The sequence below is a fragment of the Pseudomonas sp. GM50 genome, assembly GCF_000282375.1.
Lineage (GTDB): Bacteria > Pseudomonadota > Gammaproteobacteria > Pseudomonadales > Pseudomonadaceae > Aquipseudomonas.
In genome coordinates this window covers 109,817-120,351 of the sequence record NZ_AKJK01000044.1, presented here as the reverse complement: position 1 = coordinate 120,351, position 10,535 = coordinate 109,817, and the positions used below count along the sequence as shown (strand labels likewise).

Below are 10,535 nucleotides of genomic sequence, written 5' to 3'. Positions count from 1 at the left end.
TGGCGTGGTAGTACCCGCCGATGTCCACTGGCTTGCCCTGAACGGCGTTGAGCTCGGCAACGATGGTCGCTTCGTTCTCGGTCAGGGTCTTGGCCAGTTCGCCGAACTGCGCTTGCAGTGCAGCGTCTTCGGTCTGGGCAGCCAGGGCTTGAGCCCAGTACAGCGCCAGGTAGAAGTGGCTGCCGCGGTTGTCGATGTTGCCGACTTTGCGCGATGGCGACTTGTTGTTGTCCAGGAACTGGCCCGTGGCCTGATCCAGGGTCTTGGCCAGCACCAGCGCTTTAGGGTTGTTGTAGGTAACACCCAGATGCTCGAGGGAAGCAGCCAGGGCCAGGAACTCGCCCAGCGAATCCCAGCGCAGGAAGTTTTCTTCCAGCAGCTGTTGAACGTGCTTCGGTGCCGAGCCGCCGGCGCCGGTTTCGAACAGGCCACCGCCGTTCATCAGCGGAACGATCGACAGCATCTTGGCGCTGGTGCCCAGTTCCATGATCGGGAACAGGTCAGTCAGGTAGTCGCGCAATACGTTGCCGGTCACCGAAATGGTGTCCTTGCCTTCGCGGGTGCGGTCCAGGGTGAACTTCATCGCGTCGACAGGCGACATGATGCGGATGTCCAGGCCGGAAGTATCGTGATCCTTCAGGTAGGCCTGAACTTTCTCGATCACTACGCCGTCGTGGGCGCGCATTGGGTCCAGCCAGAAAATCGCCGGAGTTGCGCTTGCACGGGCACGGTTGACGGCCAGTTTGACCCAGTCCTGGATCGGCGCGTCTTTGGTCTGGCACATGCGGAAGATGTCGCCGGCTTCAACCGACTGTTCCAGCAGGGTGCGGCCAGCGCCATCGGAAACCCGAACCACGCCATTCGACTTGATCTGGAAAGTCTTGTCGTGCGAGCCGTACTCTTCGGCTTTTTTCGCCATCAGGCCAACGTTTGGCACGCTGCCCATGGTGGTTGGATCAAAAGCGCCGTTAGCCTTGCAGTCTTCGATCACCGCCTGGTAGATGGTGGCGTAGCAGCGATCCGGGATCACAGCCTTGGTGTCGTGCAGCTGGCCATCAGTGCCCCACATCTTGCCGGAGTCACGGATCATTGCCGGCATCGAGGCATCGACGATAACGTCGCTCGGCACGTGCAGGTTGGTGATGCCTTTGTCGGAGTTGACCATGGCCAACGACGGACGAACGGCGTAGACCGCCTGGATGTCCGCTTCGATTTGAGCTTGCTGCTCAGCCGGCAAGGCCTTGATGCGAGCGTACAGGTCGCCGATGCCGTTGTTCAGGTTGAAGCCGATCTGAGCCAGCACGTCAGCGTGCTTGGCCAGTGCGTCTTTATAGAACTCGGCAACGATCTGGCCGAACATGATCGGGTCGGAGACCTTCATCATGGTGGCTTTCAGGTGAACCGACAGCAGCACGCCTTTGGCTTTGGCGTCTTCGATCTCGGCTGCGATGAAGCTGCGCAGCGCGTTTTTGCTCATGACTGCGCAATCGAGGATCTCACCGGCTTGCACGGTGGTTTTTTCTTTCAGGACGGTGGTGGTGCCGTCTTGAGCGATCAGTTCGATTTTGACGGCGTCAGCGGCGTCGATCAGGGCGGCTTTTTCGCTGCCGTAGAAATCGCCGGTGCTCATGTGAGCCACGTGGGACTTGGAGTCTTTGGCCCATGCGCCCATTTTGTGCGGGTGCTTGCGCGCGTAGTTCTTGACCGACAGTGGTGCGCGACGATCGGAGTTGCCTTCGCGCAGAACCGGGTTTACGGCGCTGCCTTTGATCTTGTCGTAACGCGACTTGGCGAGCTTGTCGGCATCGCTGGTCACGGTTTCCGGGTAGTCCGGCAGTGCGAAGCCCTGGGCTTGCAGCTCTTTGATCGCGGCCTGCAGTTGCGGAACCGAAGCGCTGATGTTTGGCAGCTTGATGATGTTGGCTTCAGGCGTAACGGCCAGGTCGCCCAGTTCGGCGAGGTGGTCGGCTACGGCTTTGTCACCCAATTGCTCGGGGAAGCTGGCCAGAATGCGCCCTGCAAGAGAGATATCGCGGGTTTCAACGGCGATATCAGCCGAGGCGGTGAAAGCCTCTACGATAGGCAACAGTGAATAGGTGGCGAGGGCTGGGGCTTCGTCGGTGAAGGTATAGATGATCTTCGAGCGGGTGGGCATATTCGGATTAACTCTCTCTTCTTTGCTAAAGCGTGCGCAGAAACTCGAGGGGCGCCGGGTAAGCGCGTTCGTTCAAAGTCATCCGTGAACCGAATGTCGAGGTTTCTTCGCGGTGATGTTGGGTGCATCAGTCGAGCGTCAAGCGGGTGGACTGCGATAACAATCCGGCTTATTCGGGCCCAACGTCGTGTGATAGAGCGGTCGGCCGTCGTGACTCTGTGGTCAGCGGCGGCATTATACATAGGTAGCTGGCAATCTGCCGATGGTTCATATGCAACGTTTTTCGTCCATTGGTCTAAAGGTCGCAGGCGGGCGTGGGGCGTAGAGTCGTCCATCGTGCTTGAGTTTGGCGCTTTTCCCTTTGCTTTCAGGCTTGTACGTCGCGAACTGTGCCGCTTTGCGGCAGATGGGCGGAACATAGGGTTTGCGCGCCGATTTAACTGGGGTACGCTCGGACCAAGCCAGATGTTCAATCCAAACAATGGAGTTCAGCATGGGATACAAGAAGATTCAGGTTCCAGCCGTCGGCGACAAAATCACCGTCAACGCGGACCATTCTCTCAATGTTCCTAACAACCCGATCATCCCCTTCATCGAAGGCGATGGTATTGGCGTTGATATCAGCCCGGTCATGATCAAGGTTGTCGATGCTGCTGTTAAGAAGGCTTACGGCGGCGAGCGCAAAATTTCCTGGATGGAAGTCTACGCCGGGGAGAAAGCGACTCAGGTTTACGATCAGGACACCTGGCTGCCTCAGGAAACCCTGGATGCGGTCAAGGATTATGTAGTTTCCATCAAGGGCCCTCTGACCACCCCGGTCGGCGGCGGCATCCGTTCGCTGAACGTGGCCCTGCGTCAGCAACTCGATCTGTATGTGTGCCTGCGCCCAGTGCGCTGGTTCGAAGGCGTACCGAGCCCGGTCAAGAAGCCAGGCGATGTCGACATGACCATCTTCCGTGAAAACTCGGAAGACATTTATGCCGGTATCGAATGGAAAGCCGGTTCGCCGGAAGCGACCAAGGTCATCAAGTTCCTTAAAGAAGAAATGGGCGTCACCAAGATCCGTTTCGACGAAAACTGCGGTATCGGCGTCAAGCCGGTGTCCCTGGAAGGCACCAAGCGTCTGGCGCGCAAGGCCCTGCAGTATGTGGTCGACAACGACCGCGACTCGCTGACTATCGTGCACAAAGGCAACATCATGAAGTTCACCGAAGGTGCCTTCAAGGAATGGGCCTACGAAGTGGCCGCTGAAGAATTCGGCGCGACCCTGCTCGACGGCGGTCCGTGGATGCAGTTCAAGAACCCGAAAACCGGCAAGAATGTCATCGTCAAGGATGCCATTGCCGACGCCATGCTCCAGCAGATCCTGCTGCGCCCGGCCGAATACGATGTAATCGCGACCCTGAACCTCAACGGCGACTACCTCTCCGACGCCCTGGCGGCCGAAGTGGGCGGTATCGGTATCGCGCCGGGTGCCAACCTGTCCGACACTGTGGCCATGTTCGAAGCGACCCACGGCACCGCGCCGAAGTACGCCGGCAAGGACCAGGTCAACCCGGGTTCGTTGATCCTGTCCGCCGAGATGATGCTGCGTCACATGGGCTGGACCGAAGCGGCCGACCTGATCATCAAAGGCACCAACGGTGCGATTTCCGCGAAAACCGTGACCTATGACTTCGAACGTCTGATGGAGGGCGCGAAACTGCTGTCGTCTTCCGCGTTTGGTGATGCGTTGATCTCGCACATGTAAACCAGCTGACAAAAAAACCGCCTTCGGGCGGTTTTTTTATGACTGGATGACGAGCTGCGTCAGCTCGACACTGTTTCTTGGCGGGTGGCAGGGGCGCTCTGTTCGTTCGGGGAGGTGGCAGCCGCGATCTTTACTGCGTGCAGCCCTTTGGGGCCCTGAATGATCTCGAAGCTAACGATTTGTCCGGCCTTGAGGGTCTTGTATCCGTCCATCTCAATGGCCGAATAGTGGGCAAAGAAATCGATATCCTTGCCATCCTCGTCACGACCTTCTCTGGCGTCGGTGTTAATGAAACCGAACCCCTTGGCATTGTTGAACCATTTCACCTTACCGACAGCCATACCCATATCCCTCTGCAACAGACTCCATCACTGGAGTATCATCCAGTTAATCCACAGTCTAATCTTGCAAATAAGATTGACTCCGTGGACCTTTTTTACCCACTGTGGGCTCTATTGGTTGTAACACCGATTTTCCGATAGTCAAGGTGACCGGGCAGTCGGAGTTGAAAACGTTCATAACAGCCCCCACCACTGTATTTGCACAACTGACGAACCTTTCTTTCCATGCATGCAATCAGCCAGATTCGACTAACATTCAATCAGGATCGCCCTGATTTACACGACGACGATTCCGCAGGCATTGCTGTTCAGGAGGCTAAGCCTGCTCTACAGGCGCCACCGATGTACAAGGTGGTTTTGTTCAATGATGACTACACACCGATGGATTTCGTCGTCGAAGTGCTCGAGGTGTTTTTTAACCTGAATCGCGAGCTGGCGACCAAGGTCATGCTGGCCGTCCACACAGAAGGTCGGGCAGTATGTGGAGTGTTTACCCGCGACATCGCCGAGACCAAGGCCATGCAGGTCAACCAGTACGCCAGGGAAAGCCAGCATCCGCTACTCTGTGAAATCGAGAAGGACGGTTAATCGCCGACCACTTGGGTATGAGGTGAAGCTATGTTAAACCGCGAGCTCGAAGTCACCCTCAATCTTGCCTTCAAGGAGGCTCGTTCGAAGCGTCATGAATTCATGACCGTCGAACACCTGCTGTTGGCCCTATTGGATAATGAGGCTGCCGCCACCGTTTTGCGTGCCTGCGGCGCAAACCTCGACAAACTCAAGCATGATCTGCAGGAGTTCATCGACTCCACCACGCCATTGATCCCTCTTCATGACGAGGATCGTGAAACCCAGCCAACCCTGGGCTTCCAGCGTGTATTGCAGCGTGCTGTCTTTCACGTACAGAGCTCGGGCAAACGCGAAGTGACTGGTGCTAACGTGCTGGTCGCAATCTTCAGTGAGCAAGAGAGTCAGGCAGTGTTTCTGCTGAAACAGCAGAGCGTTGCGCGCATCGATGTCGTCAACTACATCGCCCATGGCATTTCCAAAGTGCCAGGGCATGGCGATCACTCTGAAGGTGAACAAGATATGCAGGACGACGAGGGCGGTGAGTCTTCTTCTTCAGGCAATCCTCTGGATGCTTATGCCAGCAACCTCAACGAACTCGCGCGCCAGGGTCGTATCGATCCGTTGGTAGGCCGTGAGCTGGAGGTCGAGCGCGTCGCGCAGATCCTCGCGCGTCGTCGCAAAAACAACCCGCTGCTGGTGGGCGAGGCAGGCGTGGGTAAAACCGCGATTGCCGAAGGCCTGGCCAAACGCATTGTCGACAACCAGGTGCCGGATCTGCTGGCCAACAGCGTGGTGTATTCCCTCGATCTGGGGGCTTTGCTGGCCGGGACCAAGTACCGCGGCGATTTCGAGAAGCGCTTCAAGGCGCTGCTCAATGAGCTGAAAAAACGTCCGCAGGCGATCCTGTTCATCGACGAGATCCACACCATCATCGGTGCGGGCGCTGCGTCCGGTGGCGTCATGGATGCCTCGAACCTGCTCAAGCCATTGCTGTCTTCGGGCGATATTCGCTGCATCGGTTCGACCACGTTCCAGGAATTCCGTGGGATCTTCGAGAAGGACCGTGCCCTGGCTCGGCGCTTCCAGAAGGTCGATGTGTCGGAACCTTCGGTGGAAGACACCATTGGCATCCTGCGTGGCCTGAAAGGCCGTTTCGAAGCGCACCACAACATCGAATACAGCGATGAAGCCCTGCGCGCCGCAGCTGAACTGGCCTCGCGTTACATCAATGACCGGCACATGCCGGACAAGGCCATCGACGTCATCGACGAGGCGGGCGCCTATCAGCGTCTGCAACCGATCGAGAAGCGCGTGAAACGTATCGAAGTGCCTCAGGTCGAGGACATCGTTGCGAAAATCGCGCGAATTCCGCCAAAACACGTCACCAGTTCCGACAAAGAGCTGCTGCGTAACCTTGAGCGTGACCTGAAACTCACGGTATTTGGCCAGGATGCGGCGATCGACTCGCTGTCGACTGCGATCAAGCTGTCCCGTGCCGGCCTCAAGTCACCTGACAAGCCAGTCGGTTCGTTCCTGTTCGCAGGGCCGACCGGTGTTGGTAAAACCGAGGCCGCGCGACAACTGGCCAAGGCGTTGGGGGTCGAGCTGGTTCGCTTCGACATGTCCGAGTACATGGAGCGCCACACCGTATCGCGTCTGATCGGTGCGCCTCCAGGCTATGTCGGGTTCGATCAGGGCGGCCTGCTGACCGAAGCCATCACCAAGCAGCCTCACTGCGTGCTGTTGCTCGATGAAATCGAGAAGGCGCATCCGGAAGTCTTCAACCTGCTGTTGCAGGTCATGGACCACGGTACGCTGACCGATAACAACGGGCGCAAGGCGGACTTCCGTAACGTGATCGTCATCATGACGACCAACGCCGGTGCCGAGACTGCAGCGCGTGCTTCGATCGGTTTCACCTATCAGGACCACTCGTCCGATGCGATGGAAGTGATCAAGAAGAGCTTCACGCCGGAATTCCGTAACCGTCTGGACACCATTATCCAGTTTGGTCGCCTCAGCCATGAGGTCATCAAAAGCGTGGTGGACAAGTTCCTTACCGAACTTCAGGCGCAGCTGGAAGACAAGCGCGTGCAGCTGGAAGTGACGGACGCAGCACGTGGCTGGCTGGCAGCGAGTGGCTACGACACGGCAATGGGCGCTCGTCCAATGGCGCGTTTGATCCAGGACAAGATCAAGCGTCCACTGGCCGAAGAGATCCTCTTTGGCGAACTGGCTGACCATGGTGGTGTGGTACACATCGACCTCAAGGACGGCGAGCTGACCTTCGAGTTCGAGACCACGGCTGAAATGGCCTGACGTTAAACCGCAACAAAGCAGAAAGGCGCCGATTGGCGCCTTTTTGCTGTCTGCTGATAATGCGCCGTCCCCCTGTGGGAGCGAGCCTGCTCGCGATAGCGGTGGGTCAGCTTGCATTTGTATTGCATGTGTTGCCCTCATCGCGAGCAGGCTCGCTCCCACATTGGCCATGTGTGGGTTGTTAAATCGCAGGCAAACAAAAACGCCCGGCATAGCCGGGCGTTTTGTATTGACTTGATTAGCGAGCGCGGTAGGTGATGCGCCCTTTGCTCAAGTCATAGGGCGTCAGCTCGACGCGCACTTTGTCGCCGGTAAGAATACGGATGTAGTTCTTGCGCATCTTGCCGGAGATATGCGCGGTTACGACGTGCCCATTTTCCAACTCCACACGAAACATGGTGTTGGGCAGGGTGTCGACGACAGTGCCTTCCATTTCGAAGCTGTCTTCTTTCGACATGCAGTAAAGCCCTCGGTGTCCAATGAATGGCCCGGTGCAACTGCGCCAGGCAAAAGCGGCGTGCATTGTGCCCGAAAAATGGGGTTTAAGCCAAGGGGTTAGTGTCCTGTCTCACAAATACGTTCCTCTTTTGGCGAGTGGCTGTTGTCGTCAGGCAAGGCGCCGCGACGAGTCATAGCCCGCTATGGCAAGGAGCGGCAACGCAGCATGATGACAACAGACATCGTCAAAAAGGAACAGTATTTGCGAGACAGGGCACTAGCTCAGGATGACCCAACGCTGATTAATCAGCAGTTCGATAGGGCGATATTGGGTCTTGTAGCTCATTTTTTTGCAGTTTTTGATCCAGTAGCCGAGATAGACCGCTTCCAGCCCCAGGCGCCGGGCTTCGGCGATCTGCCAGAGAATCGCGTAACGCCCCAGGCTGCGACGCTCCTCACCGGGCTCGTAGAAGGTGTAGACCGCCGACAAACCGTTGGGCAGCAAGTCAGTGACGGCCACTGCCAGCAGTCGGCCCTCGAGACGAAATTCATAGAAGCGCGAAAACGGCAGGTCGCGCACCAGGAAGGTCGAAAACTGGTCGCGGCTCGGCGGATACATATCGCCATCGGCGTGACGTTGTTCGATGTAGCGCTGATAGAGGTCGAAATACTCTTCGCTGAACGTTGGTCTGGCCGGGCGCACCTGTAAGTCGGCATTGCGTTTGACAATGCGTTTCTGCTGACGGTTGGGGGTAAATTGCGCCACAGGAATGCGCGCCGGTACGCACGCATTGCAATGCTGGCAATGGGGCCGGTAGAGATGATCGCCACTGCGACGAAAACCCATTTCCGACAGGTCTGCATAGACATGCACATCCATGGGCTGGCTAGGGTCGAGGAACAGCGTGGTGGCCTGCTCCTCGGGCAGATAACTGCAAGAGTGGGGCTGAGTGGCATAGAACTTCAAACGCGCCAACTCGGTCATGATCAACCCTCGGGATAAGCTTTTGATTAGGGGGGCGCTCTCAATTCGTTTCCCCGCATTAAGTGTAAGCCACGCGCGCAGAAGTCGCTCAGCAAACCCAATTGGCGCGGCTCGGTTGATCCAGGTGTCGCGCAAGGTAGCCGGCAAATTCGCGGCGGGGAATCGCTCGGGCGCCGAGACTGTGCAGATGATCGGTAGGCATCTGGCAATCGATCAGCACAAAACCTGAGTCTTTCAGATGTCGCACCAGTGTGGCGAAGCCATATTTGGAGGCGTTGTCGGCGCGGCTGAACATCGACTCGCCAAAAAACAACTGCCCCATCGCCAGGCCGTAGAGCCCGCCGACCAGCACGCCATCGTCCCAGACCTCCACCGAATGGGCATAACCACGCCGGTGCAGTTCGACGTAGGCGTCCTGCATCTCTTGGGTGATCCAGGTGCCGTCGGCGTATTCGCGCGGTGCGGCGCAGGCGCGGATGACCGCGGCAAAATCCCGATCGAAGGTCACTTGATAGCGTTGTTGGCGCAGCAGTTTGTTCAAGCTACGGGAGACATGCAGTTCGTCGGGAAACAGAACCGTGCGCGGATCCGGCGACCACCAGAGAATCGGCTGGCCCTCCGAGAACCACGGAAAGCAACCGTGACGATAGGCTTGAATCAGGCGATCGGCGGACAGATCGCCGCCCGCGGCCAGCAGCCCGTTGGGGTCGCGCATGGCTTTTTCCAGCGGCGGGAAGGTCAGGGTGTTGCGTTGTAACCAAGTCAGCATGGCATCCGGGCTTGCAGAAGGGGAGGGCGGTGGCGGGCCGTTGAGCCCGCCTTGAAGGAGGTTAACCGTCAAACGGTAGGGATGTCATCGAGATACTTCTCGGCATCCAGCGCGGCCATGCAGCCGGCCCCGGCGGACGTCACCGCCTGGCGGTAAATATGATCGGCCACATCACCGGCGGCGAACACGCCTTCGATGTCGGTGGCGGTGGCGTCACCTTCGCTGCCGCCCTTGACCAGCAGGTAGCCGTCACGCATTTTCAGCTGGCCCTGGAACAGGTCGGTGTTGGGCTTGTGGCCGATGGCGATGAATACACCGGCCAGCGGCAATTCATTGGTTTCGCCCGTATGACTGTGGCGTAGACGGGCACCGGTCACGCCGCTGGCATCGCCCAGTACTTCGTCCAGATTCTGGTTCCAGTGCAGGCGGATATTGCCGTTGGCGGCTTTTTCGAACAGTTTGTCCTGGAGGATCTTCTCCGAGCGTAGTTTGTCGCGACGGTGAATCAGGTGGACTTCCTTGGCGATGTTCGACAGGTACAGCGCTTCTTCCACGGCCGTGTTGCCGCCGCCAACCACCGCGACCACCTGGTTGCGGTAGAAGAAGCCATCGCAGGTGGCACAGGCCGAAACCCCTTTGCCGGCAAAGGTTTCTTCCGATGGCAGCCCCAGGTATTGGGCCGAAGCGCCGGTGGCGATAATCAGCGCATCGCAGGTGTAGGTGCCGCTGTCGCCGATGAGCTCGAACGGGCGCTGTTGCAACTTGGCCGTATGGATGTGGTCGTAAACGATCTCTGTGTCGAAACGTTCGGCGTGTTTTTGCATGCGTTCCATCAGTACCGGGCCGGTCAGGCCTTCGACGTCGCCGGGCCAGTTGTCGACTTCGACGGTGGTGGTCAGCTGGCCACCTGCCTGTATGCCGGTGATGACAACGGGTTTGAGGTTGGCGCGAGCGGCATAAACGGCTGCGCTGTAACCGGCAGGGCCGGAACCCAGAATGATCAGGCGGGAATGCTGCGCTTCAGTCATAAAAACACCTCATAAGCCTTTGTCACAAAAGAGAATGCATGCTCAAATTGGACCGCGCGTACTGTGCTGTTGGCTATGCTGCACCCAAGGGTCTCAAGCATGGCATCGGGCGAACAAACCCGTACAATGCCTGCTTGTAACAGTGTTTGTATCAAAAAAGCGGTGCGTGCCGTATTTCGA

9 protein-coding genes are annotated in these 10,535 nt (G+C 57.8%); 3 read left to right on the top strand and 6 right to left on the bottom strand.

Translation table 11 applies throughout. From position 1 onward, the window contains the following. Positions 1–2,155: NADP-dependent isocitrate dehydrogenase (locus tag PMI30_RS19140; protein WP_008008565.1), on the bottom strand; the 2,155-nt coding region annotated here is incomplete at its 3' end. 493 nt (positions 2,156–2,648) lie between these two features. Between PMI30_RS19140 and icd the strand changes: the two genes are divergently transcribed. Further along, complete coding sequence (gene icd, locus PMI30_RS19145) at positions 2,649–3,905, top strand: NADP-dependent isocitrate dehydrogenase (protein ID WP_007905029.1); 1,257 nt, start codon at positions 2,649–2,651, stop codon at positions 3,903–3,905. Between the two features lie 59 nt (positions 3,906–3,964). Here icd and PMI30_RS19150 read toward each other — a convergent pair whose 3' ends face one another. Further along, positions 3,965–4,246: a cold shock domain-containing protein gene (locus PMI30_RS19150; RefSeq protein ID WP_008008564.1), complete on the bottom strand. Its 282-nt coding sequence runs from the start codon at positions 4,244–4,246 to the stop codon at positions 3,965–3,967. 225 nt (positions 4,247–4,471) lie between these two features. Between PMI30_RS19150 and clpS the strand changes: the two genes are divergently transcribed. Together clpS and clpA are read left to right on the top strand one after the other, a co-directional pair. Beyond that, positions 4,472–4,834: an ATP-dependent Clp protease adapter ClpS gene (gene clpS / locus PMI30_RS0129615; RefSeq protein WP_015094394.1), complete on the top strand. Its 363-nt coding sequence runs from the start codon at positions 4,472–4,474 to the stop codon at positions 4,832–4,834. Between the two features lie 30 nt (positions 4,835–4,864). Then, positions 4,865–7,135, top strand: a complete 2,271-nt coding sequence (clpA, locus tag PMI30_RS19155; protein WP_007905018.1) for an ATP-dependent Clp protease ATP-binding subunit ClpA — start codon at positions 4,865–4,867, stop codon at positions 7,133–7,135. A 238-nt stretch (positions 7,136–7,373) separates the two neighbouring features. Here clpA and infA read toward each other — a convergent pair whose 3' ends face one another. The 4 genes from infA to trxB all read right to left on the bottom strand — a co-directional run bounded on the left by infA (position 7,374) and on the right by trxB (position 10,355). Then, positions 7,374–7,592: a translation initiation factor IF-1 gene (infA, locus tag PMI30_RS19160; RefSeq protein WP_002553999.1), complete on the bottom strand. Its 219-nt coding sequence runs from the start codon at positions 7,590–7,592 to the stop codon at positions 7,374–7,376. Between the two features lie 258 nt (positions 7,593–7,850). Further along, positions 7,851–8,558, bottom strand: a complete 708-nt coding sequence (locus PMI30_RS19165) for an arginyltransferase (protein ID WP_008008563.1) — start codon at positions 8,556–8,558, stop codon at positions 7,851–7,853. Positions 8,559–8,646: 88 nt separating this feature from the next. Then, positions 8,647–9,327: a leucyl/phenylalanyl-tRNA--protein transferase gene (aat, locus tag PMI30_RS19170; RefSeq protein ID WP_008008562.1), complete on the bottom strand. Its 681-nt coding sequence runs from the start codon at positions 9,325–9,327 to the stop codon at positions 8,647–8,649. A 68-nt stretch (positions 9,328–9,395) separates the two neighbouring features. After that, positions 9,396–10,355, bottom strand: a complete 960-nt coding sequence (trxB, locus tag PMI30_RS19175; RefSeq protein WP_008008561.1) for a thioredoxin-disulfide reductase — start codon at positions 10,353–10,355, stop codon at positions 9,396–9,398. Positions 10,356–10,535: the final 180 nt, after the last annotated feature.

Coding starts and splice junctions, on each gene's coding strand:
- icd (WP_007905029.1), top strand. CDS start 2,649: ATGGGATACAAGAAGATTCAGGTTCCAGCCGTCGGCGACAAAATCACC.
- PMI30_RS19150 (WP_008008564.1), bottom strand. CDS start 4,246: ATGGCTGTCGGTAAGGTGAAATGGTTCAACAATGCCAAGGGGTTCGGT.
- clpS (WP_015094394.1), top strand. CDS start 4,472: ATGCATGCAATCAGCCAGATTCGACTAACATTCAATCAGGATCGCCCT.
- clpA (WP_007905018.1), top strand. CDS start 4,865: ATGTTAAACCGCGAGCTCGAAGTCACCCTCAATCTTGCCTTCAAGGAG.
- infA (WP_002553999.1), bottom strand. CDS start 7,592: ATGTCGAAAGAAGACAGCTTCGAAATGGAAGGCACTGTCGTCGACACC.
- PMI30_RS19165 (WP_008008563.1), bottom strand. CDS start 8,558: ATGACCGAGTTGGCGCGTTTGAAGTTCTATGCCACTCAGCCCCACTCT.
- aat (WP_008008562.1), bottom strand. CDS start 9,327: ATGCTGACTTGGTTACAACGCAACACCCTGACCTTCCCGCCGCTGGAA.
- trxB (WP_008008561.1), bottom strand. CDS start 10,355: ATGACTGAAGCGCAGCATTCCCGCCTGATCATTCTGGGTTCCGGCCCT.